The sequence below is a fragment of the Falsiroseomonas bella genome, from assembly GCF_003173615.1.
Lineage (GTDB): Bacteria > Pseudomonadota > Alphaproteobacteria > Acetobacterales > Acetobacteraceae > Falsiroseomonas > Falsiroseomonas bella.
On record NZ_QGNA01000001.1, the window covers coordinates 388,208 to 415,188 of the forward strand.

A 26,981-nucleotide genomic window follows, 5' to 3' on the forward strand; every position below is an offset into this window, starting at 1 on the left:
TCAGGCTGCGGCCGGCGTCTCCGCCCGTTCCGCCGCGCCGTCGCGCGACAGCACCAGCCAGGCCGCGGCCGTCCAGGAGAACCGGCGGCCGCCGAGCCCCTCGCCGGTCAGCGGGTCAAAATACTCGTCGAAGCCCGCACGCGCGATGGCGGCGAGCAGCGGGGCGATCAGGGCCTGCGCCGCTTCCGCCTCGCCATTGCGGCGCAGCCCTTCGGCGAGCAGCCAGTCCACCACCGCCCAGACCGGCCCGCGCCAGTAGCGCTTCGCGTCAAAGGCGGGATGGTAGGGCGGCGTCGTCGGCAGGCCCAGCACGCAGCCCGCGCTCCAGCGCCGCATCTCCGCCAGCACCGCCTTGCGGCGCGGTGCGTCGAGGTCGAGCGCGAGCAGCGGCAGGAAGCCTGCCTGGGTCGGCGCCGCGATGTCCTCGCCAGCGACCAGGTCGCGCGAGACGAAGCGCGACAGCGCCGGACGCCAGGCGGCGTCCAGCCCGTGCGCGAGATGCGTCGCCAGGGCGCGCTGCGCGGCGGCGGCCCCGGGCTCGCCCAGTTCGTCGAACACGGACGAAAGATCCTGCGCGGCGCGGCAGAGGATGGCGCTCACCTGCACCTCCGCGATGCGGAAGGGTGCGGCGCGCCACATCGCCGCCGGCTGCCATCCGGCCGCGCGGTAGGTGTCCAGCAGGTGGATGTAGCGGCGATAATCCTCGTCGCGCGGACGCATCGCGGCGTCCACATGGCCGGTGTCGCGGCGGCGGACCGGCGTCGTCGTGTCCTGCGGCACGCGGGCCAGCGCGGCGTCCCAGGCGGGCGAGTTGTCGCTGCCTGTCTCCCAGGGATGCAGCACCGCAACCAGGCCGATCCCCTCCGGATCGCGCGCGGCGCGCCACCAGGCGTGGCTGCGCGCGGCGGCATGCGCGAGCGTTGCGATGCGCGGCCGCATCGCCGCCGGCGCGCGCGCCGCGACGAAGCGCAGCGCCATGCCCATCACGGGCGGCTGCGAGATGCCTGAGGTCGGGATGCGGTGCCGCGTGCCCCAGACCTCGGGGCCCGGGAAGTAGCTGTCCGCCGGCGCGTGGAAGACGATGTGCGGGATCATCCCGTCATCCCACTGGCCCTCCACCAGCCGCTCCAGCTCGCGCAGCGCGCGGTCGGCGTCGAAGGTGGCGAAGCCCATGGCGACGAAGGCGGAATCCCAGTTCCACTGGAAGGGATAGAGCCCCTCGGTCGGCACGGTGTAGCCGCCGCGGTCATTGGCGGAGAGCACGGCGCGCGCGGCGGCGTCGAGTTCGGCGGGATGCATCAGGCGGCCTCCAGGCGACGGCCGGTTTCGGGATCGAACCAGGACAGGCGCGCCGGATCGGGGCGCAGCCCGATGCGCGCGCCCGGCGCGATCGCCGCATCCGGCGGCGCGATGGCGCGGAGCGGCTGGTCGCCGACCGCGCCGGTCAGCAGAAGATGCGCGCCCATCGGCTCGACCACGCGCACATCGAAGGGAATGCCCTCGGCCGCACCGACCGGCACCGCATCCTCGGCGCGCAGCCCGAGCATCACCGCGCCGTCCTGCGGCGCGGCGAGCGCGAAGTCGCCGATCGCGGCGCGCCCTCCCGACGCGCTGCACAGGAGAAAATTCATCGGGGGACTGCCGAGGAAGCCGCCGACGAAGCGCGTCGCGGGGCGCGCATAGATCGCGCCGGGCGCGCCGATCTGCTCGATCACGCCGCCATGCATCACCGCGATGCGGTCCGCGAGGCCCATCGCCTCGGTCTGGTCATGCGTGACGTAGAGCGTGGTGGTCCCGGCCTCGCGCAGCACCGCCTTCAGGTCGGCCCGCATCTCCAGACGCAGCAGCGCATCGAGGTTGGAGAGCGGCTCGTCCATCAGCAGCACGGCCGGCTGCACCGCCAGCGCCCGCGCCACCGCCACACGCTGCCGCTGGCCGCCGGAGAGCCGCGCCGGCCAGCGATCCAGCAGGTGGGAGATGCGCAGCATCTCCGCCGCGCGACCGACCTGGCGCGCGACCTCCTCGACGGGGCGCTTCTGCATGCGCAGGCCGAAGCCGATGTTGTCGGCGACGGTCATGTGGGGGAAGACCGCGTAGTTCTGGAACACCATGGCGATGCCGCGCGCGCGCGGCGGCAGCGCGCCCACGTCGCGACCGCCGATCACCACGCGCCCGCCGCTCGCCGTCTCCAGCCCAGCGACGATGCGCAGCAGCGTCGTCTTGCCGCAGCCGGAGGGGCCGAGCAGGGCGACGAACTCGCCATCGGCGACCTGGAGCGAGACCTCGGCTAGCGCGCGCGCGGCCCCGAAGCTTTTGGCAACGCGGTCGATCAGGATGTCGGCCATGACCGCGTCACCTCCCCGAGATTCCCCACACGGTGAACAGCCATTTCCGCACGGCGAAGACGAACAGTACGGAAGGCAGGATCAGCAGCAGCCCGCCGGCGAAGCGCGTGTGCAGCGGCGATTCCGACAGCACGGCGAGCAGATAGGCCGTCAGCGTGCGCTCACGCACGGTCAGCACCGAAGCGGCGAAGACCTCGTTCCAGGAGATCACGAAGGCGAAGATCGCCGTGGCGGCAAGGCCGGGCAGCGCCAGCGGCATGACCACGCGGAAGAAGGCCTGCACCGGGGAGCAGCCGAACACCCAGGCGGCTTCCTCCAGCTCGCGCGGGATGCCCATGAAGAGCGACTGCGTCACCAGCACGGCGAAGGGCAGCGCGAGGACGGTGTGCATCAGCGCCACGCCGAAGGGGCTGTCATAGAGGCCGATGCGGATGAAGCCGACCGCCAGCGGCAAGGCGAGGATCGCCAGCGGGAAGGCGCGCGTCAGCAGCACGAGAAGCTTGAAGGCATCCGCGCCGCGGAAGGCGTAGCGCGCCAGCGCATAGCCCGCCGGCGCGCCGAGTGCGACCGAGAGCACGACCGTGACCGCGGCCGCGATCACCGAGTTGAGGAAGGCGTTCGCCACGCCCTCCACCGCGAGGAAGGCGGCCATGTGGTCGAAGGATAGCGAGGCCGGCAGCAGGCTCTTCGGCCATTGGAACACCGCCGCGCGTCCGCCGAAGGCGCCCATGGCCACCAGCCAGATCGGCAGCAGGACCCAGAGCAGCAGCACCGCGACCAGCGTCCAGAACAGCAGCCGCCGCACCGGCGTCATCGCGGGGTTCATGCCATCTGCTCCCGCGGCGTTCGCAGGACGCGCAGATAGACGAAGGTCGCCAGCATGGAGATCAGCATGATCAGCGCCGCATAGGCCGCCGCGACGCCAGTGTTCTGGTTCTCGCCCTGCCAGACATAGGCCTCGCCCACCAGCACCGGGAAGTTCCGCCCGCCCAGCGCATAGACCACCGCGAAGACCTCGAAGGCGAGCACGGTGCGCAGGATCAGCGCCGACTGGATGGAAGGCTTCAGCAGCGGCAGGGTGACGCGGCGGAAGCGTTGCCAGGGGGAGGCGCCGAACACCTCCGCGGCCTCGCCGAATTCCTTGGGGATCAGCTGCATCCCCGCCACCAGGATCACCAGCACGATCGCCGTCGCGCGCCAGATCTCCGCCAGCGCGATGCCGATGAAGAGCACCACCGGCGTCTCCTGCGTGAGCCAGGGCGTCGGCCCGTCCAGCAGGCCGAGCGCGAACAGCACCGAATTGAGGTAGCCGGTGGATTGCAGGATCGCGAGCCAGGCGAGACCCGCCGCGAGATCGGAGATCGCGAGCGGGATCACCCACACCCACAGCACCAAGTCGCGCCCCGCGCCGATGCGCGCGATCATCGTCGCCATCAGCAGCGCCAGCGCGATCTGCACCGGCACCACCACCAGCGTCAGCAAGAAGGTGTTGCGCAGCGCATCGGCGAAGTTCAGGTCGCCCAGCATGCGCGCGTAGTTCGCGAAGGAAAGCCCGCCCTCGCCCTGCAGCGAGAGCACCAGCGTCTGGACCAGCGGCAGCAGGAAGAGCGCGCCGAGGAACAGCACCGCCGGTGCGATCAGCAGATAGGGGACCCAGGGCTTCGGCGCCATGGCGGATGCCCCGGCCCGCGCGGGCCGGGGCGCCTCCTGCTCAGGCCACCGGGCAGGCGCCGTCGGAGGCCGCGTCGGGCGACCAGCAGGGCGCGGCCGTTGCGTTCATCACCGCGCGCAGGTTGGCGGCCTCGGCATCCAGCACGGTGCGGATGTTCTCGTTGCGCAGCACGATGCGCTGGAAGCTGTCCATGTAGACCTTGTTGAACTCGCCGCCCTTGTCGCCGAGCCCGACCGGCAGCAGCGAGACCTTCGCGTCGCGCGCCGACTGCGTCGCGCCGATCGCCGAGGCCGCGAGGCGCACCGCCGGCGGCAGGTCGGCCGGCAGCTCGGCGCGCACCACTGGGAAGAAGCCGGTCTCGGCAGCCAGCCGCAGCTGCGTCGCCGGGCGGGAGAGATACTCGATCAGCTGCGCAGCGCCCGCGCGGTTCGGCGCGCCGCGCGCGATGCCGAGGCCGGCGATCACCGGCATGTAGCCGCGGCCCATCGGGCCGGCGGGCGCGGGGAAGGTGACGTAGTCGCCGGGTGCCGCGCGCAGCGCATCCATCAGCCGCGCGACGTGGTCGAAGGCGATCCACACCTCGCCCGCCATCAGCGGCTCCTGCATGAAGTTGTAGGTGGTGGAGGCGGGTGCGACATGCGCCCAGGTCGCCTTCAGCGCCGCCCAGCCCTGCTCGGCTTCCGCGCTGCGGAAGGTCCGCACCACGCCGCCGGTGTAGGAGGGGTAGAGATAGCCCTGGAAGAAGCGCGCCATCAGCCCGCGCGGGCCGGCGGGGAAGCCGAGGCGGCGCTGGTTGGTCCGCTGCTGGATCGCGGCCGCCCAGGCGCGCAGCTGGTCGTAGCTCAGCGCGTTGATGTCGGCGCCCGCCGGCAGGAATTCCAGCGCGCGGCGATGCGCGGCCATGATGTAGGTCGCCTGCATCCAGGGGATGTAGCGCTGCTGCCCCGTGCCGAGCTTGCCCAGCTCGAGCAGGTTCTGCGGGATGCCGCGGTCGGCCAGTTGCGCCGCGACGTCGTCGAGCGCGTCGAGGCTGTCGGCGGCCAGCGGCTGCAACTCCCCGTGCAGCGCGCCGACGAGGGAGACGGTGCGCCGGCCGGCCTGCGCCTCGGCGCGCATCCGCACCGTCAGGTTCTGCGGCTCCTCGGTGACGAAGGTGCTCTGCACCGGGGCGGGGCGCAGGATGGCGTTGCGCAGCCGCGTCGCCTCCTCCACCGGGCGGAGCTGGGTGGACAGGAACACGACATCGCCCGACTGGGCGCGTGCGAAGCCCGGCGCGGCGAGAAGGCCGGCGCCGGCGGCGAGAAGGCTGCGTCGCTTCATGGTGTTTCCTCCTGGGTCGTCAGGGTGGCATCGAGGCTCGCGCGCGGGATGTGGCGCAGCGGCAGGACCGTGCCGAGCGTGGCCGGATCGGCGCCGCCGAGCACGGCCAGCAGCAGCCGCGCGAGATGCGCGCCGATGTCGGGATCGGCGATTTCCATGCTGGCCAGCGGCGGATCGAGGAAGGTGCCGGCAGGGATGTTGTCGTGCCCCCACAGCGCGACGTCGTGCCCGGGCCGCAGCCCCGCCTCGCGCAGCGCATGCGCCGCGCCGATCGCGATGGCATCCGTCGCGCAGAGCAGCGCGGTGGGGGGCGGGCCCTGCTGCAGAAGGCGGCGCACGGCGGCATGGCCGCCCGCGGCGTCCGGCGTGGCCTCCGCCAGGCTCAGCGCGATGCCCGCCTCCGTCGCGCCGGCCATCGCCCCGAGGCGGCGGAGATGGCCGAACATGAAGGAATCCGGCGCCGCGACATGGGCGATGCGGCGATGCCCGCGCGCCGCGAGATGGCGCAGCGCGTCGCGGAAGCCGGCGAAGGCGTCGCCGTCGATATGCGGATGCTCGGCCGCGCGGGCGGTGCGCCCATGCGTCACGAAGGGCACGCCCTGTTCCAGCAGCCAGTCCACCCGCGCATCCTCGCGCCGCGTGCGCAGGATCACGAAGGCATCGGCCTCGCGGCGGGCGACGAGGCGCGCCAGGCGCCGCCGCTCCTCGGCCTCGTCGCGCGCCGGCACGAGCATCAGGTCGAGCCCGCCCTCGGCCAGCGTGGCGGAACAGGTGCCGAGCGCATGCAGCAGCGCGGTGAGCTCCACGCCCGGGCCGCCGGGGATCAGGGCGGCGACCGTGTCGGCACGGCCGCGGCGAAGCCGCCGCGCGGCCGGGTCGGGCAGGTATCCGACGCGCCGCGCCGCCGCCATGACGCGCGCGCGCGTTGCCTCGGCCACGTCGGGGTAGCCGTCCAGCGCGCGGGAGACCGTGGTGGCGGAAAGGCCGAGTTCCTGGGCGAGGTCGCGCAGCCTGGTCATGCCGATGCGGGCGCGGCGCGCCCTGCCCCTCCCCTGTCCGCGGCCTTGGCGGCCAATCTTCCAAATCGTTTTGGAAGACTGGCAGACGCGCCCAGCCGTTGCAAGGGCGTCGTTGCTGACGGGGCCTGAACGCGAAAGGGCCGGGCCGCTTGCGCGGCCCGGCCCCCCGGAACTCATCCAGCCGAAGGCGGGATCAGACGCTGTAGTACATCTCGAACTCGACCGGGTGCGGGGTGTGCTCGAAGCGATACACCTCGCCCCACTTCAGCTCGATGTAGGACTCGATCTGGTCCTTCGTGAACACGTCGCCGGCCAGCAGGAAGTCGTGGTCGGCGGCGAGGGACTGCAGCGCCTCGCGGAGGCTGCCGCACACCGTCGGGATGCCCTTCAGCTCTTCCGGCGGCAGGTCGTAGAGGTCCTTGTCCATGGCGTCGCCCGGATGGATCTTGTTCTTGATGCCATCGAGGCCGGCCATGAGCATCGCGGCGAAGGCCAGGTAGGGGTTCGCGCCCGGATCCGGGAAGCGCACCTCGACGCGCTTCGCCTTCGGGCTCGTCGCGTAGGGGATGCGGCAGGAGGCGGAGCGGTTGCGGGCGGAGTAGGCCAGCAGCACCGGCGCCTCGAAGCCCGGGATCAGGCGCTTGTAGGAGTTGGTCAGCGGGTTGGTGAAGGCGTTCAGCGCCTTGGCGTGCTTGATGATGCCGCCGATGTAGTAGAGCGCCATCTCGCTGAGGTCGGCGTAGCCGTTGCCCGCGAACACCGGCTTGCCGGCCTTCCAGATGGACTGGTGGACGTGCATGCCGCTGCCGTTGTCGCCGTAGATCGGCTTCGGCATGAAGGTCGCGGTCTTGCCGTAGCTGTGCGCCACGTTGTGGATGCAGTACTTATAGATCTGCATGTGGTCGGCCATCTTCACGAGCGTGCCGAACTTCATGCCGAGCTCGTGCTGGCTCTGCGCCACCTCGTGGTGGTGCTTCTCGATCACCACGCCCATTTCGCCCATGGTGGAGAGCATCTCGGCGCGCAGGTCGCTCTCGCTGTCGACCGGCGGCACCGGGAAATAGCCGCCCTTCACCACCGGGCGGTGGCCCATGTTGCCCTCGGGGTAGTCCTTCAGGCTCGCACCGGGGCCCTCGACGCTGTCGAGCTGGTAGATGCCGTAGTTGCCGCCGACGCCGAACTTCACGCTGTCGAACACGAAGAACTCGGCCTCGGGGCCGAAGAACGCCGTGTCGCCGACGCCGGTGGACTTCAGGTAGGCCTCGGCGCGCTTCGCCGTGCTGCGCGGGTCGCGCGAATACATCTGCCCGGTGGAGGGCTCGACGATGTCGCAGAACAGGATCAGCGAGGGCTTCGCCGCGAAGGGATCCATGCAGGCGGATTCCGCATCCGGCATCAGGATCATGTCGGACTCGTTGATCGCCTTCCAGCCGGCGATGGAGGAGCCGTCGAACATGATGCCGTCGGTGAACACCTCCTCCTCGATGGTGGAGACGTGCTGCGCGGTGTGCTGCCACTTGCCGCGCGGATCCGTGAATCGGAAGTCCACGTACTCGACGCTATGCTCCTTGATCATCTCCATGACCTTGGAGACGGCGGCATTGCCCCCGCTAGCTGCCGGCTTCTTCGCCATCGTGTGAGGTCCTGTTCCTCTGCGTGTTCCGGTCCCGTTTGCCGCGCCGCGGAGACCGGTTGCCCCGCCGCGCGCCCATCTCGCCGTCCTGCCCTGCGGGGCGATCCCGGCGATCCGGTGGGCCGCGCGCGTTCCTCCGCGCCGGCCCTTCCCTGTCCTCCGCCGTCCTGGCGAAGGCGCGTTCCGCTGCGGCCTACACCGCCTCCTCGCCGCGCTCGCCGGTGCGGATCCGCACCACCTCCTGCACGTCGCTGACGAAGATCTTGCCGTCGCCGATGCGCCCGGTGCGGGCCGCGGCGGTGATCGCCTCAATCGCGCGCTCCGCCAGGTCGTCCGGGCAGACCACCTCGATCTTCACCTTGGGCAGGAAGTCCACGACGTATTCGGCGCCGCGATAGAGCTCCGTATGGCCCTTCTGGCGGCCGAACCCCTTCGCCTCGACCACGGTCAGGCCCTGCAGCCCGATCTCGTGCAGCGCGTCCTTCACCTCGTCGAGCTTGAAGGGCTTGATGATGGCCTCGATTTTCTTCATCGGCTCCGTCGCTCCGCACGCCGCGCCCCAGTGCGCCAGCCTGCGACCCCTCCTCCCGAACCTCGTCGCCGCGGCGCGGCTGCGAAGGCGCCGGCGATCCTGCCGGCGGCCGGCGCGGTTTTGCATGCCTCGTGCCAGAGGGGCAACGCCACTGGCCGGGGATTCTGGCGGTCGCGTCATCAACCCTGTACCGCAGATAGGCAGACTGCTCAATCTGCGGGCAGCAACCATCCCCCACCGTTGCGCGGCAGCCCGGCTATCCCCATTCTCCGCCCGCCTCGGGCACCGCCCGGCCGCGCCAACGCTGGAACACCGACGTGAAGCCCCAGAACGACCTGCTCTCCGCCACCGGCACCACGATCTTCACCGTCATGTCGGCGCTGGCCGTCGAGCATGGTGCGATCAATCTGGGCCAGGGCTTTCCCGACTATGACGGTCCGTCCGACGTGATCCACTCCGCGGCCGCCGCGCTGCTCGACGGGCGCAACCAGTATCCGCCGATGACCGGCCTGCCCGAGCTCCGCGCCGCCGTCGCCCACGCCAACAAGCGCTTCTACGGCCTGGAGGTGGACCCCGCGCGCGAGGTCGTCGTCACCTCCGGCGCGACGGAGGCGATCACCGCCTGCCTCATGGCGGTGCTGAACCCCGGCGACGAATGCGTGCTGATCGAGCCGCTCTACGATACCTATCTTCCCGTGGTGAAGCTGCTGGGCGCGGTGCCGAAGCTCGTGCGGCTCTCGCCCCCGAAATGGGAGCTGCCGCGCGCCGAGCTCGCCGCCGCCTTCGGCCCGAAGACCAAGGCGATCCTGCTCAACACGCCGATGAACCCGGCGAGCAAGGTGTTCACCGCGGCCGAGCTCGCCTTCATCGCGGAGCTCGTCACCCGGCACGACTGCTACGCCGTCTGCGACGAGGTCTATGAGCACCTCACCTTCGACGGCTGGCAGCACATCCCGCTGATGACCCTGCCGGGCATGCGGGAGCGCTGCATGCGCATCGGCAGCGCGGGCAAGACCTTCAGCCTCACCGGCTGGAAGGTGGGCTACGTCACTTGCGACGCCTCGCTCGCGCCCAACGTCGCCAAGGCGCACCAGAACCTCACCTTCACCACGCCGCCGAACCTGCAGCGCGGCGTCGCCGTGGGGCTGATGAAGGACGACGCCTATTTCGCGGGCCTGTCCGCGCATCTGCAGGCGAAGCGCGACCGCCTCGCGGCCGGCCTCGCGCGGCTGGGCTTCGGCGTGCTGCAGACCCAGGGCAGCTACTTCATCACCACCGACGTCCGCCCGCTCGGCTGGACGGGCGACGACGTCAGCTTCTGCCGCGCGCTGACGGTGGAGGCGAAGGTCACGGCGATTCCCGTGACAGCGTTTTATGCCGGCCCCGACGCGCCCAACCACTATGTCCGCTTCGCCTTCTGCAAGGGAGAGGCGGTGCTGGACGCGGCGCTCGAACGGATGGAGCGTTGGCTGGAAGCGCGCCGCGCCGCGCCGCAGGCGGCGGCGGCGGGCTGAGACAGCCGGGGCTCGGCCCCGGACATGCCCCTCCTAAATAGTTTACCTAACGGATAACTATTTTGTCGCCCGCGCGGCGCGCTTCCGCTAGCGTCGCGCCATGCCGCGCATCGCCTTCACGCCGAACCTGCGTCGCCACCTCGACTGTCCCGCGCAGGATGCAGCCGGCGCGACGCTGCGCGAGGCCCTGGATGCCGTCTTCGCGGGCAATCCGCGGCTCCGCGCCTACCTGCTCGACGAGCACGGACGCTTGCGCAAGCACGTCACGATCTTCGTGAATGACCGCCCCGCCGCCGACCGCGAGACGCTCGGCGACGCCCTAGCGCCGGAGGACGAGGTCTTCGTCTTCCAGGCCCTCTCGGGAGGATAGGAATGGCCCCGCGCCTGCTCGTCGCCACCCGCAAGGGCCTGTTCACCGGCGTGCCTGAAGGCGCGGGCTGGCGCTTCGGTCCGCCCGCCTTCCTGGCCGAGCCGGTCTCCGCGATCTGCGCCGATCCGCGCGACGGCACGCTCTACGCCGCGCTGCGCCTCGGGCATTTCGGCACCAAGCTGCATCGCTCCTCCGATGGCGGCGTGACCTGGCAGGAAGTGGCCGTGCCCGCCCTGCCGGCGGAAGGCGAGAAGCCCAAGGCGCTCGACATGATCTGGGCGCTGGTGCCGGGGGGCGCCGAGGAACCGGGCGTCCTCTGGGCCGGCACGCTGCCGGCCGCGCTGTTCCGCAGCGCCGATCGCGGCGCGAGCTGGCAGCTCTGCCAGGCGCTGTGGGATCTGCCGGAGCGCAGGGACTGGGTGGGCGGCGGCTATGACGATCCCGGCCTGCACTCCATCGGCGTGGATCCGCGCGATCCGCGGCGGATCGCGATCGCGATCTCCACCGGCGGCGTCTGGCTGAGCGCGGATGGGGGCGAGAGCTGGCGCATCGGCGGCCAGGGGCTCCGCGCGGAATACATGCCGCCTGCCCAGGCCTTCGACCCGCTGGTGCAGGACGTGCATTTGCTCGCCGCCTGCACGGCGCAGCCCGACGTGCTGTGGGCGCAGCACCACAACGGCATCTTTCGATCCGTGGACGGCGGCGCGACCTTCGCCGAGGTCACCGCCGCGGCACCGTCGCGCTTCGGCTTCGCCGTCGCGGCGCATCCGGCCGATGCGGCGACCGCCTGGTTCGTGCCCGCGGTGAAGGACGAATGCCGCGTGCCGGTGGAGGGCCGCCTGGTCGTCACCCGCACAAGCGACGGCGGCGAGACGCTGCAGACCCTGTCGGCCGGACTGCCGGAAGGCCCGAGCTACGACCTGGTGTACCGCCACGCGCTGGCGGTGGACCGGAGCGGCCGGCGCCTCGCCATGGGCTCCACCACGGGGAACCTGTGGTCGAGCGCCGATGGCGGCGAGACATGGCGCCTGCTCTCGGCGCATATGCCACCCGTCGCCGCCGTGGCCTTCGCCGATTGACGGGGCAGCCCCGGGGGCCGTAAACCCCGCCGCCCAGGCGTGTGGCGGCCATAGCTCAGTTGGTAGAGCGCCAGGTTGTGGTCCTGGATGTCACGGGTTCGAGTCCCGTTGGTCGCCCATCCCGCCATCGCCGCCGCGTGTCGGCGGTTCAGCGCGCCACCGTCTCCAGCAGCCAGGCATCCGCCGCCAGAGTCGCGCCGCGGCGCCGCGCCTGCTCCAGCGCCGTGCGCAGCGCGCGCAGATAGGCGCCGGTGTCCTCGTCGTCCGGCCTCGGCCGATCGAACAGCGGCACGGAGGAGGCGACGGCGATCACCAGGTCCTTCCCATAGGGCGGCCCCACGGCCCAGGCCGGCCCGCCGATCGCCGGATCGCCAAGCCTGAGACTGCCGAAGGCCGGCAGCCTTCGGGCGGGATCGGTCGGCGTCGGATGCAGATGCGCCAGCGTGCCGTCATGCACGAGGAAGGAGACGTAGACATAGGCCGGGAAGTCCGGCCCGTTCACGACAACGGTCACCAGTTCGCCGTCCCGCAGCCTCGTCGCCTCGCCGGCCAGCGCGACGGTCATCGCACCCGCGGTTCCGAAGGGCTGCGCCACCGGCCGGATGGTGTCGAGGGCCGTGCAGAAGGGTGCGTCGAAGGTCGCCACGCGCCAGTCGCTGGGCAGGGTGCCGGCACCGCTGGCCAGCGTGGCGCGCAGCGCCCGCTCCGGCGCGCCGCGGCCGACGATGCCCTGCAGCGTCACGCGTTCCGCCGTCGCGGTCCCATGCACCAGGGAGCAGGTCACCGAGGGCAGCGCAGCGGCCAGCGCCGCGCGCGCGACGGCGGCGGGCGGCAAGGCGGCAGGCTGCGCCGGTGCCGGCATGACGGGCGGCTGCGGCGGCACGGGGCCGAGCGCCAGCACCTGTGGCGCCTGGTTGCCGGCATTGGCAGGCGGCGCCGCCGGCGCGGCTACGGCAGGCGCAGGCATCGCGGGGCCTGGGCTTGGCTGAGGCGCGACGCTGGCGGTCGCCGGCGCCTCGGGCGCGGCCGGGCTCGGCGCGGGCGTGGATGCCGCCGTGGGCGCGGGAGCCTGTGGCAGAGGGCCTAGGGACGGTGCCGGGACGACCACCGGCGGCGCGACCACAACTGCCGGAGACGGCGCAGCGGAGGCCGTGGGGGGCGGCGCAGCAGGCGCTGGTGCCTCGGCGGCCGGGCCTGGCTGGGGTGCGACGGTGGCCGTTACCGGCGCCCCTGTCGCGTCCGGCGCCTGCGGCGCAGGCCCTGGCGGCGGTGCCACGACGGCCACTGTCGGCACGGCCGGTGAGGTGGCAGCGGGCGAGGCCGCGGTCGCCGGTGAAGCAGGCGCGGCAACCACGCTTGGCGCCGGGCTGGCCGGCGCCGGCTCCGCCGGAGGGCGTGCCGGCGACCCCGCTGCGGGCGCCGCCTCCGCGGCAGGCGGGGCCGCGGGCACCATCGGGGCGGGTGCGCTCGGCGCCGGGTCCGGCGCGACGGCAACGGTCGGCGCCGGAGGCGCGACGGCGGCGGGCTGGAGAGGCGCCGCGGGCGAGGCAGCCGGCTGCGCCGGCGCGCTCACGGCCGGCACAGGCGCCGCCGCGACATCCGGTGCGGGCGCCGCTGGCATGGGCGGCGCCGCGGTCACGGCAGGCACCGGCGGCGCAGGGGACGGCGCGGGTGCCGCGGGCAAGGGCGCGCTCGGCGCCGGGGCAGGCGCGGCGACGACCGTCGGCGGCGGCGCAGCCGGTGCCGGGGCCGGTTGCGCAGTCACCGATATCGGCGGCGGCAGCGGTGCGGGTGCGGCCGGCGGCTGCTGCACGGCCGTCGCCTGCGGCGGGGCTTGCGGTGCCTCGCGGCCGAGCATGAACCAGGCGCCGCCGCCGATCGCGACCAGCGCGGCCACGCCTGCGGCGATTGCGCCGATCGGGGCGCCCTGCCGCGGCGTGGGGGTGGCGGCCGGCGCGGGGGCGGCCACGGGCGGCGGGGCCGGCGCGGTCGGGACTGTCGCGGTCGGTGCCGGGGGGGCGGCCGACGATGCGATCATCGTCGCCTCGACCGAGCGCTCCGCCATGCCCGGCGCGGCGATCATCGTTGCCTCGACCGACGGCGCCGGCGCGGCCAGCGCGGCGCGCAGCGCCACGGCGAAGGCCTCGGCATTCGGGAAGCGGCCATCCGGCCGCTTCGCCATGGCGCGCGCCACCACCGCGTCCAGCGCGGGCGGCGCCGTCACCGACAGGTCGGAGGGCTTCGGCGCCTCCGTGTTCAGCGCCTTGTGCATGATCGCGGCCATGCCGCCCTCGAAGGGGCGCTCGCCGGTCAGCAGCTGATAGAGCAGCACGCCCGCGGAGTAGATGTCCGTGCGGGCATCCACCGTCTGGCCCATGAACTGCTCGGGCGACATGTAGGCCGGCGTGCCCATCACCGTGCCGGCCTGCGTCATGCTGCTGCTCTCGATCCGGGCGATGCCGAAATCGGCGAGCTTCGCCTGGCCCTCGGAGGTGAGCATGACGTTCGCGGGCTTGATGTCGCGATGGACGATGCCGCGCGCATGGCTGAAGGCCAGCCCCGCCAGCACCTCCTCCATCACGCGCACCACCTGCGGCAGCGCCATCCGCTCCTGCCGGTCGAGCAGGCTCTTCAGCGTCGGGCCGTCCACGAACTCCATGACGATGTAGGCGACGCCACGATCCTCGCCGTAGTCGTAGACGCCGACGATGTTCGGATGCGTCAGCCGGCCGGCCGCCTGCGCCTCCCGCCGGAAGCGGGCCAGTTCCTCCTGCGCGTCGGTGTCGTCCTCGGCGGGCAGGCGCACCGTCTTGATCGCGACGCGCCGGGCGATGACGGGGTCCCAGCCCTCGTACACCACGCCCATCGCACCGCGGCCGAGCGTGCTGCGGAGCTCGTATTTGCCGAGATTGCCGCCGGGCTCGATCATGCCGCGCGCCGCGCCCGCGCCGCGCCGCGGTCTGCGCGGCGCCCTGCCTTCCCGGCACTTCCACGCAGGCGCGATTCGGTCGTCACGCCGTCATCATAGGCGCGAAGCATCGGCGACGGAAACCGGGCGCACCGCCCCGCCCTCGCCGATCACCGCGAAGGGCGCCCAGAAGAAGGGATGCGCCGCCTGTTCCGGCAGGCCGCGCCCGGCGTCGTTCAGGATCGAGAGCTGCGCCGCCTGCAGCGCCTGCGACGGGCCGCGCCCGCCGCGCATCTCGCCCAGCGTCTTGGCGACGAGATAGGCCGCCATACGGTCGTCGACCGCCCAATGCGTCACCAGCAGCGACCGCGCGCCGGCGTAGAAGAAGGCACGCGCCAGGCCCGACAGGCTCTCACCGGCGGTCGAGCCGGCCGGGCCGCCGGAATTGCAGGCCGAGAGGATCACCAGGTCCGCGTCGAGATCCAGGTTGACGATCGCCGAGGCGGTCAGCAGCGCCGGCGCGGCATCCGGCGCATTCGGTGGCGTGGAGGCCAGGATCGCCGGCTCCGGCTGGCAGGCGATCTCGGAAGGCAGCACGGCGTGCGTGGCGAAATGCAGCACGCGGTAGTCGCGCAACGCCGCGCGCCGCACCGCATCGGCGGTGAAGGCCGGGCCGAGCAGCCGGTCCTGCGGCCCCGCCTGCAGCAACTGCCGCGCCGCTTCCAGTTCCCGCGTGGCGGAGGGCAGCGGCGGCAGGTTCGCGAACAGCGTCGCGCTCTCGGCGCAACTGTCGGCGGGGAAGCTGCGCGCCGCCTGGGCGCGGGAGGGCGGGCGGAAATCGCCGAAGCCGAACCAGGGCCGCGTCGCGCGCGAGCCCTCCAGCCGGCGCAGGCCGACGAAATTCGCCGCCGCGGGCACATGCGCGATGGCGAAGCGCCGCGCGAGGAAGGGCGCGGCCGAGAGCCTGTCCGGATCGGCCGGGCCGGTCAGCAGCACCTCGAAGGGCAGCGCCAGCAGCGGGCCGCTCGGCGCGACCGACAGCGCGGTGGCGCCTTCCAGCGCCGGGCCGAGCGCGCCGAGCGTCGCACTATAGAGCTCGGCCGCGGCCGTGGTGTCGAAGCGCGGCAGGCCGGGGCCGGTGCGCTCGATGCTGGCGCGCACGCGCCGCACCAGCCCGCCGATCCGCGCCTCCCCGCCCGGCACCGGCGCCGCAGCGATGCGGCCCTCGCGCAGCACGAAGGTCCAGCCGCTGCGGCCGGTGAGCACCACGCTCGCGAAGGCCTCGCCCGGGCGCAGCGCCGCCAGCACATCGGCCGCGCTCGTCGCCTGCTGCACCAGCTGGCCATAGCGCGGCGCCGCGGCCTGCAGCGCGTCGTCGGCCTCGGCGAGCGCGGTGCGCGCATCGGCGATGCGCCGATCCAGCGCCTCCGTCGCGCTGCCGCGCCCGCCGCCGCCGGCGGCGATCTCGTCGCGCTCGCGCAGCAGGTCGCCGAGCGCGTTCTGCGCATCCTGGTAGCGCCGGATCGCCTCACCGGCGCCGGGATTGCGCGCGCCATCGGCCAGCCGCACCGTCGCCTGGTCGATCTGCCGGCTGGTCAGGCCGGACTGCGCGAGCTGCGCGGCGGCGAACATCTCGGCCAGCAGCGCCTGGCTCGCGCCGGGATCGCGCCGCGCCTCCTCGGCATAGGCGGCGAGGCAGGGTTCCAGCAGTTCCGCCTCCACGCCCGAGCGCAGCAGGGTCAGCACGGCAATCGCGCTGCGGCAGGCCCCGATCACCTGGATCGGCCGATCGAGGCGGGAGAGCATGTCGGCGCGCAGCAGCTGCGTGCGCGCCACCGGCCGCGTGCCGGGCATGCCGCGCGCGAAGGCTGCGGCGGCCTGCGACAGCGCCGTGGCCGCTTCCGCCGAATCGCCGCGCTGCGCGTCCGCCATGGCCACCGCGCGGCTGATGCGGGCGGAGACCAGCGGCAGCGCCACGCGGTTGGCCCGGGCGAGCGTCGCGGCACTGCGCAGCGCCTCGTCCGCTTCCGGAACGCGGTCGAGGCCACGCAGCGCGATGGAGCGGTAGCGTCGCACCTCGACCAGGCCGAGCAGCGCGGAGCGCGTCTGCGGGCTCGCCAGCATCTCGCCGCCGGAGAAGGTGTCGGCAAGGGTGCGCGGCGCGGGGCGCGCCGCCAGCATGGCCGGCGGCAGCAGCCGCGCGTAGTCGGCCGCGGCCTGGTCCAGCAACACCAGCGCATCGGCGTTGCGGTCGAGGTTCAGCAGGTGCAGCGCGCGATAATGCGCGATGCGGGCGGTCAGCCCCTCCTCGGCGCCGGGGCGGCGGGCCAGCGCATCGGCGCGGTCCAGCGCCTCCTCCGCGGCCGGGTAGCGGCCCTGGTTCGACAATTGAAGCGACAGGAGCGCCAGCGTGTTCGCCAGCGCCGGATCGTCCTTGCCGAGCGCACGTTCCTGCACGCCGAGCGCGGCGCGATAGGCGGTCTCGGCCGCCGCCGCGTTCTCCGCCTGGTTAGCGCGCGTGCCGGCCTGCATCAGCGCCTCATAGGTGCCGATGTCGTTCGATCCGAAGGCGCGCGCGGCGAGCCTTTCGGCCATCAGCGCCTCGGCGCCCGAGGCCGGCGCCGCGGCACCTTCCGCGCGCAGCCGGCCCGTCGCCTGCCCGATCGCGCGTTCCATCGCCGGCAGGGCGGGCAGCACGCCATCCGCCAGCCAGGCCGTGCCGCCGACCGAGGCGACGAGCGCGACATAGGGCCAGCCGCCGGCGCGGCGCGTGCACTCCATCAGCAGCGCCGGCGCATCGCCCAGGATCGTCGTGCCGCGCGGCGCGCCGCAGGCGAAGCGCGAATCCAGCCCCGCCCGCCAGGGGCCGGAGGTGGCGAGCGCCTGCATCTCCGCCGCGCCGCCGGCGCCGGCGGGGCGCACCCGCCCACTCGGCTGCTGCCAGCTGCCGCAATAGATGTCGGCCGAGCGGTCCGCGTGGCGCTGCTGCGTGCAGGCTTCGCCCACCGTGTTGTTGCCGACCGGCTCGCCTTCCGCGCCGCCGCCGCCGACGAAGGCGGAGGGCGGCGGCGCGTTGCAGGCGCCGAGAACCAGCAGCAGCAGGGCGGCGGCCGCGCGCATCAGAAGTCCCGCTCCGCCACGTTCGGGACATAGATGTCCATGTCGTCCTGGTCGTCGGGCGTGGTGGTGACGCCGAGTTCCTTCAGCGGATCGGTGACCACCGGGATCTGCACGATCAGGAGCACGCAGTTCACCGCGCCGACGGGGCATTCGTTGATCTGGTAGTCAGGCTCGACCTGCGGGCCGATCACCGAGACGGAGGCGGCCGCCGTGCCTTCCAGCCCGCGCACCGTGCCTTCCAGCACCGCCGTGCCGCCGACGCCGAGCACGGTCAGGTTGCGCACATTGATCCGCCCTGTCGCGTTGCCGCCGGTGCCGAGGTCGAAGGTGACGTCCGTGGTCGGCGCCTGCAGGATATCCGAGATCGTCAGCGCCCCGCCGCTCTCCGGCAGGCGCAGCGCCAGCGTCGCGTTCGGCGTGCCGAGCGGCGTGACCGTGAGCGTGCCGACATCGAGCCGCGGCGCGCCGGTTCCGAACACCGCGCCGGGCGTGCCGGGGATGGGCTCGGGCAGGCGGCTGATCGCGAGCGGCCCGGGCGGCGGCTCGACATAGGGAACGCCCGACGTGTTCAGCGCGACATTGCCGATCGTCAGCGGGCCCGCGGCGTAGACGATCAGCGAGGGCGCGGCGATGCTGCCCTCCACCTGCAGCGCCTGGTCGTTCACGAGGATCAGGCTCCGCCCCGCCGCGATGTCGCGCAGCAATCCGATGCGCATCTCCGGCCCGTCCGCCAGCAGCGCGCCGCCGATGGTGCCGGTGAGCAGGTCCGCGGTGATCCCGCCTGCGAAGCCGGCGTCGCCGCCGATGCCGAGCGTCAGCGTCGTCGTCGTCAGGCGGCCGGTCACGGCCTGCGACAGGTTGCGACCGGCATTCAGCGTGACGGGATTGCCGATCACGACGCCGTCCAGCGCGATGTCCGTGCCGGCGGTGACCGTCAGCGGGCCGGTGGCGATCATGCTGCCGCTGGCCTGCTGGCTTGTGGCCAGGCCAGTGGTGACCGTGATCGTCGCGCCGGTGACGCTGCCGTCGAGCGCGGCGTTGCCCGTCGCGGTCACTGCCACCGCGCCGGGCACCGCCAGGCTGCCGCCCGCCTGCTGCGCGATGTCGCCGCCGGCCGTGAGCGTGGCCGCGGTTGCCGTCAGCGACACCGGCTGGATGGTCAGCGAGCCTTCCGTCGCCAGCGTCAGCGGCCCGCCCGCGGCGGCGAGCGCGCCCACCACGGTGGTGTCGCCGAGGCTCGCGACGGTGATCTGCTGCCCGGCATCGAGCGGGCCGAGGCGCGGCAGGCGGTTGCCGCCGGCCGCGAGATCGATCGCCCCGCCCGCGCTGCCAGTGAGCAGCGCATCCGGCCCGCCGAGCAGCGCGCCGCCGCTTTGCGAAAGCGCGCCCGGCGCGTTCATCGCCGCCGTGCCGGTCCAGGCGATGCTGCCCGCGCGCTGCGCGATGTCGCCGGAGGTCGCGTCGAAGCCGAGGTCCTGCGCCGAGATCTCGCCGGAGAGATCCAGCGCCGCGCCGCTCAGCGTCATCGTCGTGCCGGCGCTGGCCTGGATACCCGCCGGCACGGTGATCGTGTCGCTGGCCGTCAGCGAAAGCGCGCCGCCCGCGGTCACCGGGCCGTTCAGCGTCAGCGCGGTCTCGGTGACCAGGGTGAGGTCGCCGCCGGCGCGCGCGGTCAGCAGCGGGATGCGGTTGGTGGGAAGCGCAAGCAGGATATCGCCGGTCGCGCGCGCGTCCAGCGCGCCGGTGCGCAGGATGCCGCTGCTCTGCAGGATCGCGCCGGCATCGAGGCGGATCGCGGGCGCATCCAGCGCGACATCGCCGAAGATGGTGGCGAAGGTCAGCGCGCCGCGCGTCTCAATGCCGATCGTGCCGCCCGCGGTCGCCGCGCCGAGCACGGTCAGCGGCTGCGCGTTGCGCAGCGTCAGGTCGCCGCCCGCGCGGAAGCCGCCGAGTTCCGCGATCAGGTTGTCGCCAGTCATCGTCGCGCCGCCGCCCGCGCTGCCGAAGAGGCGGTCGGCGACGAGCAGGCCGGGTGCCTCGATCGCGCCGGCCGCCTGGAGCGACAACTCGCCGCTCGCGCGGACCTCGCCGGTGACCCGGATGTCGCCACCGGCGCCCAGGAACACGTCGCCGCTGCGCACCGTCCCGCCGATCGTGACAGAGCCGGAGGTGGCAACGAAGGAAAGGCTGTCGACCGCGGTGACGGAGCCCGACTGCGTGATCCCGGCCGCGCCGGCGAAGATCCCCTGGTTCAGGCTGCTCAGCGTGCCGCTCAGGGTGAGCGTCCCGGCGACCGCGTCGGCGCTGAGATTGCCACCGGCGGTGACCGTGCCTGAGATGACGCCGGGCCCGCTCAGCGCGACGGCGGAGATGCCGGAAGCGGCCTCCAGCGTGCCGGCCAGGTCGAAGCGCGCGGCCTCGATGCCGAGGAAGGTGGAGGCGGGCGATGCAACGCCCGTGGCGTGCAGAAGCCCTGCCGTCTGCGTCACCGCGCCGTCCGCCTTCAGGCTCACGCTGTGGCCCACGACACTGCCGGCGCTCTGCACGATGTCGGTGCCGGCAGTCATCACCGCGGCATTGAAGCCCGCGTCGATGTCGCCGGTGAGACGGATGCTGCCGCGCGTCGCGGCGATGTCGAGCAGGTGGAACGGGCTGCCGCCGGTCGCGAGGCTGCCGGCGATCTCGATGTCGCCATCCTGCGCGGTCAGCGACATGGTCCAGCCGGCATCCATGCTGCCGGTCTGCACGATGCCGTCGGCGGCCTCGACAGCGATGGATCGGTCTGCGGTGACGATGCCGGCAAGCCGCGCGCCGCCCGAGGTCGCTGTGAGCATCACGTCGCGCGCCGCATCCAGCGTGCCGGCCAGATCGAAGCTCACCGCGGTGATGGCGATGTCCGTCGCCGTGCTGCGCAGCGTTGCTCCGCCGGCCTGCGTCGCCGCCGCGCCGGCCGTGGCCTCGATCGAAGCGCCCTGCACCGTGCCTACGGTCTGCGCGATCCCGGCGCCGGCCTGCAGCGTCACCGCGCCGGCGGCCGTCACATCGTTCGAAAGCGTCAGCGCACCGGATGTAGCGACCAGCGTCGCCGTGCCCGTGCCCGCCGTCAGCGCCGCCGCGACGCCGACATCGCCGCTCGCCGTCGCGCTGACGTCGCGGCCCACGGCGAGCGTCCCGGACAACGCAAAGCCGCCGCCGGTCACCGCGATGATCGCGTCCTGACCTGCTGTGGTCGTCGCGGAGAGAACGCCGTCGCCACCCGTCGCCGTCAGGCGCAGATCGCGCGCCGCATCCAGCGTGCCAGCGAGGTCGAAGCTCGCCGCGGTCACGGCGATGTCGGTCGCGGTCGCCACCATCGTGGCGCCCGCCGCCTGCGTCGCCGCGCCGCCCGCCGTCGCCTCGACCGAGGCGCCCTGCACCGTGCCCAAGGCCTGCGCGATCCCGGCGCCGGCCTGCAGCGTCACCGCGCTGGCGGCCGTCACATCGTTCGAAAGCGTCAGCGCACCGGAGGTAGCGACCAGCGTCGCCGTGCCCGTGCCCGCCGTCAGCGCCGCCGCGACGCCGACATCGCCGCTCGCCGTCGCGCTGACATCGCGGCCCGCGGCGAGCGCCCCGGACAACGCAAAGCCGCCGCCGGTCACCGCGATGATCGCGTCCTGCCCCGCCGTCGTCGTCGCGGAGAGAACGCCGTCGCCACCCGTCGCCGTCAGGCGCAGATCGCGCGCCGCATCCAGCGTGCCAGCGAGGTCGAAGCTCGCCGCCGTCAGCGCCGCATCGGTCGCCGTGCTGCGCAGCGTGGCGCCTGCCGCCTGCGTCGCCGCCCCGCCGATGGTCGCCTGCAGGCTCGCGCCCCGCGCAAGGCCGGCCTCCTGCGACAGTTGCCCGGCCAGCAGCGTCATCGCGGTGCCGGCCGTCGCGTTGCCCGTCAGCCGCAGCCGGCCATTCGGCACCTCCAGCGACACCGGGCCGGACGCCGCGGTGGCGCTGCCGGACAGGCGCAGCGCGTCGGCGCCCGCGGCCGTGGTCGCGATCGTCACGCCGGCCGGCGCCACCACGGTGCCCGCGACCGTCAGCGCCGCGGCACCGCGATAGAGGAAGCTCGTGCCCGCGCTGAAGTCGCCAAGCGTCGCCACCGCATTCGCGGCATGCGCGAAGCGTGCCGGCCCGCCCGTCGCGCGGCCGGTGAGGCTCGCCGCCTCCACGCGCCCATCGGCCTGGATCGTGTTCGCCGTCAGGCTCATCGCGCTACCGGGCGCCGACAGCAGCGCGCCGGAGGCGACGGTCAGCGCGGCGGCGCTCAGCGTCACCGGGCCGGCCGCCTGCACCACGCCACGAACCGTCAGAGGATCGAGCGAACTCACCGTGATCCCGCCCGTGCTCGTGCCCAGCGCCTCGAGCGCGCCGATGCGGTTGGCCGTGCCGGTCAGCGACAGCGCGCGCGCGCTGCCCGTCACCGTCTCCACGCGCACCGGACCCCGGCCCGACACCACGCCCCCATCCAGAACCAGGCGCCCGTTCGTCGCCGCCAGCGTGCCGTCCAGCGTCGCGCTGCCGATGCCGCCGATGCTCAGCCCGATGTCGCCGGCCGGACTCGTCACGCTGCCCGTCGCGGCAAGGGTGAAGGCCGGGCCCGTGCCGGGCGCGGTGGCTCGCAGCTGCACGCCACCCGGCCCGCTGACGGTGCCGGCGATGAACAGGCCCGCATCGCCGCGGATCGTGGCCTGGCTCGCGGAACTCACATTCGCCCCGGCGGCGATCGTCGTCAGGCCGCCGGTGCCGGAGCTCGCGCCATGGATCGTCAGGCCACCGTTGCGCGAGCGCAGCACGCTGCCGCCCGCCACCACCAGCCCGCCCTGCGTCGTCTCCAGCGTCAGCGGGCCGGCCGTGCCGGAGGCCGCGCCGCCCGACGTGCCCGAGGCGATGCTGCCGGTGACGCGCAGCGCATTCGCGCCCGTGCCGGTGCCGGTGACGGCCAAGGCGCCCGCGGCCTCGATCGGCCCGATCAGGCTCAGCGGCACGGCGCTCTGCAGCGCGAAGCCGCCGCCGCTGCGGAACGCATCCACCGCGCCGATGGCATTGCCGGTCCCGAGCAGCGAGAGGCCCGCCACGTCGGGCGCGCTTCCCGCCGCGGTATTGCCCAGGCGCCCCACGCGGATGCCCGTGCCGCCGCCCGCATCCGCCGCGACGCCCTGCAGCCGCAATCTCAGCCGGTCCACGCGCCCCGACAGATCCACCGCGGCCGCGACGGAGAGATCGCCCGCCTGCGCCGTGTCGGCCTCGCGCCCGCCGAGCAGCAGCGTCGCCGCCGAGAGCCGGTCGAGATCGCCCTGCTGGAGGGAGAGGCCGCCGGTGCCGCCGAGCGTCATCGTGCGCCCGGAGGTGGCCGGCAGGATCTCGATGTGCCCGCCCGGCGTGCTCACCGGCCCGCCCAGCGCCACCTGGTCCGCCTGCAGCGTCAAGACCCCGGCCGCGGCGGCCGTCACCGAGCCGCCGCCTTGCAGCGTCAGGCTGCCGCCCGGGCCGGTGGCCAGCGCGACGGACGGCCCACCCTGCACCGCGCCATCCACGACCAGGTCGCCCTGGCCGCGAAAGGCCAGGCTGCCGCCCGCCGACAGCGCGCCGATCGTGCCGACCTGATGCGGCCCGCCGGGCGTATCGAGTGCGATGGTGCCGCCGATCGCGGCGGTCAGCCGGTTCACCTGCAGCGTGCCGCCGACCGTCGCTGAGAGGTCGCCGCCGCTCAGCAGGCGGAGGGTCTCCACGCTCGGCAGCGCGGCCGCGCCATTGATCGTCACCGCGCCGCCATCCGCCCGGCCGACCTGCAGGGTGTCGCCGACGATGCGCGTCAGCGCGTCGGCGTCGAGCGCCAGGCCCGGCGCGGCACCGCCGAGCGAGACGCCGACTGCGGCGCTGCGCTGCGCGATCGTGATGGTGCCGCCGGAGGCCACGAGATTGGCTCCCGCGGCGGGCATGCCCTCCAGCACCAGCGCATCGGTGGTGAGCGCGATGTGCCCCGACGGCGCCACCAGCGCCCCGGCGCCGGCGCCGGCGCCGCCGCCGATCGTCACCGCATTCGCCGTCACGGCGATGCCGCCGCCCATGGGCACGGCGAGCGGCGCGCGGATCGTGACCGCGCCACCGCCGGGCAGCGTGGAGGTCGCGCCGAGCGTCACCTCGCCGCCGCGCCCGCCGCTGCGCTCGGCCGTGATGGCGGCGCCGGGCGCCACGTCGATCGCCGCGGCGGAGGCCGCGCCGCTGCGCTGCGCACCGTCGCTCGATTGCAGCAGGACGATGCCGGCCACCGCCGGCGCACCGCCGCCGCCCGCCTGCCCCGCCGCGATCGTCCCGGTGACCGCGATGGCCCCCTCAGCCGCGATGCGCAGCTCCGCCAGTGTGCCGTCGGGCGCGCCGGCCGGCGCCTGGCCCGCCCGCACGGGGCCGGCCAGGGCGAGCGCGATGGCATTGTTCACGCCGAGGCTGCCGGCGGCGCTGACCGAGCCCAGCGCATCGAGGCGATTGGCGCCGCCGAGCTCGATGGCCGCCCCCGCCGCGCTCGTCGCCGCATCGAGGCGCAGCGCGTCCAGCGTGCCGCCCGCCTGCACGATGCCCTCGGCGCCGGCCAGGGTCAGGTTGCGCGCCGCCACCACGCTGCCGGCGGTCTGCCGGATCACGCCGCCACTCGCGGCGATGCTGATATCCCCGTCGCTGCCGGCCGAGCTGCGCGCCCGCACGGTGCCGCTCAGCGTCACGCCGCCCGGCGCGACGAGGGCGATCTCCCCGCCGGTGACGCCCGCGGTGCCGGTGGCGATCACGCCATCCGCGGTCAGCGCGCCGGAGGCGAGTTCAAGCCTCAGCGCCCCATCGGTCAGCAGCGCCGCCCGCAGCCCGCCCGTCACGGCCAGCGGGCCGGCGGCGCGGAGGTCGAAGGCGCCGCGCACCGTCAGGTCGCCGATGGCCGCAATCGCCGCCGGCGTCGTCCCGCCGAGCGACAGGGAGCCGACCGCGCCCGCCAGCAGCCCGGCGGAGATCACCCCATCGCCGCCGACCGCACCCGTCGTGGCGAGTTCCAGCGTGCCGGGCGTGGCGATGCCGCCGGCCAGGGCCATGCCCCCGGCGCCGGCGCGCAGCGAGACGGCCGCGCCGCCGATCGAGCCGCCGGCTCCCAGGGTCAGCGTTCCGCCCGCCCGCAGCGTGGCCGTGCCGGTCGCGCCGATGGCGTCCTGCGCCGTCAGCGCGCCGGCGGTCACGAGCGTGAGGTCGCCGGCGGTCGCCGTGAGCGGGCCGAGGCTGGCGATCGCGTTGGATGCGTTGTCGAGCCGGATGCTCCCGGCCTCCGCCCTGAGCATGCCGCCCGAGAGGCCGAGGGCCGCGTCCTGCGTCACCGCGCCGGTGGCGCGCAGATCGAGATCGACGCCGGACAGCGACAGGGCGCCGGCGAGACGGGCGCTGCCCGCCAGCGTCGTCGGCGCGCCGCCGGACAAGGTTGCCGCCCCCAGCCGCAGCGTCCCCGCCTGCACGCCCGCGAGGTCCGGCAAGGCGAGGCCGGAGGCGGCGCCCGCGCCGAAGGACAGCGCGCGGCCCGCATTGGGGCTGATCTCGACAGCGGGTGCCTGGATCGCTCCCGCTGCGCTCGGCAGGGCCATGCCGTTCGCCACCAGCGTCACGCGCTCCGCCGCCTGCGCCGTGCCGCCGGGACCGAAGGCGACCTGCCCCGCATCGCCGAAGGCGCGGAGCAGGACCGAGCCCGCGGTGGAGGCGATCGCGGCATTGACCTGCACCTGCCCCGTCGCGGTCGCCCCCGGGATGGCGGGATCGGAGGCAAGCAGGATCACGTCGCCCTGCAGGGTGATCGCCTGATTGACCACCACGCTGTTGCCGGCCGCGAGCGTGAGGGAATTGGCATTGGCCGAGAAGCCGAATGCCTCGGAGACGGTCAGGTCGTTCCCCGCCTCGAGCCGCACATTGCCGCCGCCGAGCAGCGCCGTGACGGTGCTGGCCAGCAGGTAGCCGTCGTCGCCGCCGCCCGGCGCGGCATCGCCGGCGCCGACCTGCGGCGACGTGGGACTGGTCGGCTGCTCGACATTCGGCGGATCGGGAATGGCGCCGACGATGTGCAGGTTGAGCGGATCGAGCAGCAGCGTCCCCGCCTTCCCGGCCGGCGCCAGCGCGTCCACCCCGCCGGTGATCGCCAGGCCGCGATCGGCCGAGACCTCCACCTGCCCGCCATCGCCGCCCTTCGGGCCGCCGCGCGCGCTGACCTTGCCGGCCATGGCGACGGCCTGGCGGCCGATGAAGGCGATCCGGCCGCCATTGCCGGCCTGCGTCGCATCGGCGCGCACCTCGGCGCCTTCGGCCACGCGCACACGCGCTGCCGCATCCGCGGGCACGCCGCCGCCCTGCGCACGGGCACGCGCCGCCGTGGTGCCGATCGCGACCGTGCCGCCGCCCGCCACGCCGGAGGCGGAGACACGCGCGGAGGGGGCGAGTTCGACATCGCCGCTCGCCCGCGCCACCACGGTGCCGCCGCGCTCGCCCGGGCGCGCGCCCTCCGCGGCGACCGTGCCGTGGATGCGGATGCCGCCGCCGACGCCGGCGATCTCGATGCTGCCGGTGCGGCTGCCACTGCTGTCGGCGCGGATCGTGCCGCCGGCCGAGACGAGCTGCTGCACAACGCCATCGGCCGCGCGCGCCGTCATCAGCACGGTGCCGCCCTCGGCGACCACCACGCCGGTGTTGGTCACCAACGCCTGCGCCGGCTGGCCATCGGCGCCGCGGGGCGCGGTCCGCACCTGGCCCGTCACGTCGAAGGCGACCAGCCCGTCGCCATGCAGGTCGAGCGTGTGCGTCTCCGCGCCGGCCAGCACCACGGTGCCGAGGCGGGCGCGGATCGTGCCGGAATTCGCCACGCCGGGCGCGACCAGCGCCGCCAGACCGGCTTCGCGCACCGTGATCTCGCCGCGGTTCTCGACGCGGGCGCCGGGCTGCCCCGGACGGTCGAAGCGCAGCCTGCCCGCCATGAAGGCGGCATTGGTGGTGTCGGCGGTGGAGGCGACGAAGCTCTGCGCCTCCACCTGTGCGCCGCGATGGAACAGCACGCCGGCGCCGTTGATCACCACGACGCCGCCATTGGCCTGGATGCGCCCGGCGATCTCCGAAGGCCGCGGCGTGGTGACGCGGTTCAGCGTCATCGAGGAGGCGCCGGGCTGCTGGAAGCGCACCGTGTGGTCGCGCCCGACATCGAAGGTCCGCCAGTCTATGGCGGCGCGGTCGGTGGACTGGGTGATGGTGGTGGCGTTGCCCTGGCGGGCGATGCTGGCCTGCCCCGCCACCACGGCGCCGCCCTGCGGGCCGGCATTGGGCGCCGGCTGCGCCGCGGCGGGGATCGCGAAGCCGATCGCGAAGCCGGCCTGCAGCGCGGTGCTGGCCAGCAGCGCGCGGCGGCGCAGCCGCACCACCGCGCCCCCCGTCTGCC

The 26,981-nt window shown here is 74.1% G+C and carries 14 protein-coding genes and 1 tRNA gene; 4 read left to right on the forward strand and 11 right to left on the reverse strand.

Features of this window, described 5'->3' with window-relative positions; translation table 11 throughout:
- The 8 genes from DFH01_RS01765 to DFH01_RS01800 form a co-directional block, all read right to left on the reverse strand.
- Positions 1-1,299 carry an MGH1-like glycoside hydrolase domain-containing protein gene (locus DFH01_RS01765; protein WP_109868680.1) on the reverse strand — a complete coding sequence of 433 codons (1,299 nt, stop codon included), beginning with the start codon at positions 1,297-1,299 and terminating at the stop codon, positions 1-3.
- The gene (locus DFH01_RS01770) at positions 1,299-2,345 is read right to left on the reverse strand and encodes an ABC transporter ATP-binding protein (protein ID WP_109868681.1); all 1,047 of its coding nucleotides are present in this window, start codon (positions 2,343-2,345) and stop codon (positions 1,299-1,301) included. Before DFH01_RS01770 ends, DFH01_RS01765 begins: the two co-directional genes overlap by 1 nt.
- Before the next feature lie 7 nt (positions 2,346-2,352).
- On the reverse strand, positions 2,353-3,171 hold the full coding sequence (locus DFH01_RS01775) for a carbohydrate ABC transporter permease (protein ID WP_109868682.1): 819 nt from the start codon (positions 3,169-3,171) through the stop codon (positions 2,353-2,355).
- A complete protein-coding gene (locus DFH01_RS01780; protein WP_109868683.1) occupies positions 3,168-4,016 on the reverse strand; it encodes a carbohydrate ABC transporter permease in 849 nt (282 codons plus the stop codon). Before DFH01_RS01780 ends, DFH01_RS01775 begins: the two co-directional genes overlap by 4 nt.
- A 40-nt stretch (positions 4,017-4,056) precedes the next feature.
- Positions 4,057-5,337, reverse strand: coding sequence for an extracellular solute-binding protein (locus DFH01_RS01785; RefSeq protein ID WP_109868684.1), 1,281 nt, complete (start codon positions 5,335-5,337; stop codon positions 4,057-4,059).
- A complete protein-coding gene (locus DFH01_RS01790) occupies positions 5,334-6,356 on the reverse strand; it encodes a substrate-binding domain-containing protein (RefSeq protein ID WP_109868685.1) in 1,023 nt (340 codons plus the stop codon). The genes DFH01_RS01785 and DFH01_RS01790 overlap by 4 nt, the downstream gene beginning before the upstream one ends.
- Before the next feature lie 193 nt (positions 6,357-6,549).
- Positions 6,550-7,989, reverse strand: coding sequence for a type I glutamate--ammonia ligase (glnA, locus tag DFH01_RS01795; protein WP_109868686.1), 1,440 nt, complete (start codon positions 7,987-7,989; stop codon positions 6,550-6,552).
- A 193-nt stretch (positions 7,990-8,182) separates the two neighbouring features.
- A complete protein-coding gene (locus tag DFH01_RS01800; RefSeq protein WP_109868687.1) occupies positions 8,183-8,521 on the reverse strand; it encodes a P-II family nitrogen regulator in 339 nt (112 codons plus the stop codon).
- A 317-nt stretch (positions 8,522-8,838) separates the two neighbouring features.
- Between DFH01_RS01800 and DFH01_RS01805 the strand changes: the two genes are divergently transcribed.
- The 4 genes from DFH01_RS01805 (at position 8,839) to DFH01_RS01820 (ending at position 11,601) form a co-directional block, all read left to right on the forward strand.
- Positions 8,839-10,035: an aminotransferase gene (locus DFH01_RS01805; protein ID WP_109868688.1), complete on the forward strand. Its 1,197-nt coding sequence runs from the start codon at positions 8,839-8,841 to the stop codon at positions 10,033-10,035.
- A gap of 100 nt (positions 10,036-10,135) precedes the next feature.
- Entirely contained in the window at positions 10,136-10,405 is a 270-nt protein-coding gene (locus DFH01_RS01810) for a MoaD/ThiS family protein (protein WP_109868689.1), read from the forward strand.
- Between the two features lie 2 nt (positions 10,406-10,407).
- Complete coding sequence (locus DFH01_RS01815) at positions 10,408-11,484, forward strand: WD40/YVTN/BNR-like repeat-containing protein (RefSeq protein ID WP_109868690.1); 1,077 nt, start codon at positions 10,408-10,410, stop codon at positions 11,482-11,484.
- A 44-nt stretch (positions 11,485-11,528) separates the two neighbouring features.
- Positions 11,529-11,601 (forward strand) — tRNA-His (locus DFH01_RS01820).
- A 31-nt stretch (positions 11,602-11,632) separates the two neighbouring features.
- Here the strand turns inward: DFH01_RS01820 and DFH01_RS28605 are convergent.
- The 3 genes from DFH01_RS28605 to DFH01_RS01835 form a co-directional block, all read right to left on the reverse strand.
- Positions 11,633-14,413 carry a serine/threonine-protein kinase gene (locus tag DFH01_RS28605; RefSeq protein WP_233255920.1) on the reverse strand — a complete coding sequence of 927 codons (2,781 nt, stop codon included), beginning with the start codon at positions 14,411-14,413 and terminating at the stop codon, positions 11,633-11,635.
- A gap of 93 nt (positions 14,414-14,506) precedes the next feature.
- Positions 14,507-17,512 (reverse strand): CHAT domain-containing protein, encoded by a 3,006-nt coding sequence (locus DFH01_RS01830; RefSeq protein ID WP_109868691.1) that lies wholly within the window; start codon positions 17,510-17,512, stop codon positions 14,507-14,509.
- On the reverse strand, positions 17,512-26,961 hold the full coding sequence (locus tag DFH01_RS01835; protein ID WP_158287577.1) for a two-partner secretion domain-containing protein: 9,450 nt from the start codon (positions 26,959-26,961) through the stop codon (positions 17,512-17,514). The genes DFH01_RS01830 and DFH01_RS01835 overlap by 1 nt, the downstream gene beginning before the upstream one ends.
- Positions 26,962-26,981: the final 20 nt, after the last annotated feature.

What these genes read in the sequence shown, in the direction of transcription:
- DFH01_RS01770 (WP_109868681.1), bottom strand. Translation starts at nt 2,345, where the DNA reads ATGGCCGACATCCTGATCGACCGCGTTGCCAAAAGCTTCGGGGCCGCG.
- DFH01_RS01780 (WP_109868683.1), bottom strand. Translation starts at nt 4,016, where the DNA reads ATGGCGCCGAAGCCCTGGGTCCCCTATCTGCTGATCGCACCGGCGGTG.
- DFH01_RS01815 (WP_109868690.1), top strand. Translation starts at nt 10,408, where the DNA reads ATGGCCCCGCGCCTGCTCGTCGCCACCCGCAAGGGCCTGTTCACCGGC.
- DFH01_RS01790 (WP_109868685.1), bottom strand. Translation starts at nt 6,356, where the DNA reads ATGACCAGGCTGCGCGACCTCGCCCAGGAACTCGGCCTTTCCGCCACC.
- DFH01_RS01830 (WP_109868691.1), bottom strand. Translation starts at nt 17,512, where the DNA reads ATGCGCGCGGCCGCCGCCCTGCTGCTGCTGGTTCTCGGCGCCTGCAAC.
- DFH01_RS01775 (WP_109868682.1), bottom strand. Translation starts at nt 3,171, where the DNA reads ATGAACCCCGCGATGACGCCGGTGCGGCGGCTGCTGTTCTGGACGCTG.
- glnA (WP_109868686.1), bottom strand. Translation starts at nt 7,989, where the DNA reads ATGGCGAAGAAGCCGGCAGCTAGCGGGGGCAATGCCGCCGTCTCCAAG.
- DFH01_RS28605 (WP_233255920.1), bottom strand. Translation starts at nt 14,413, where the DNA reads ATGATCGAGCCCGGCGGCAATCTCGGCAAATACGAGCTCCGCAGCACG.
- DFH01_RS01765 (WP_109868680.1), bottom strand. Translation starts at nt 1,299, where the DNA reads ATGCATCCCGCCGAACTCGACGCCGCCGCGCGCGCCGTGCTCTCCGCC.
- DFH01_RS01785 (WP_109868684.1), bottom strand. Translation starts at nt 5,337, where the DNA reads ATGAAGCGACGCAGCCTTCTCGCCGCCGGCGCCGGCCTTCTCGCCGCG.
- DFH01_RS01810 (WP_109868689.1), top strand. Translation starts at nt 10,136, where the DNA reads ATGCCGCGCATCGCCTTCACGCCGAACCTGCGTCGCCACCTCGACTGT.
- DFH01_RS01800 (WP_109868687.1), bottom strand. Translation starts at nt 8,521, where the DNA reads ATGAAGAAAATCGAGGCCATCATCAAGCCCTTCAAGCTCGACGAGGTG.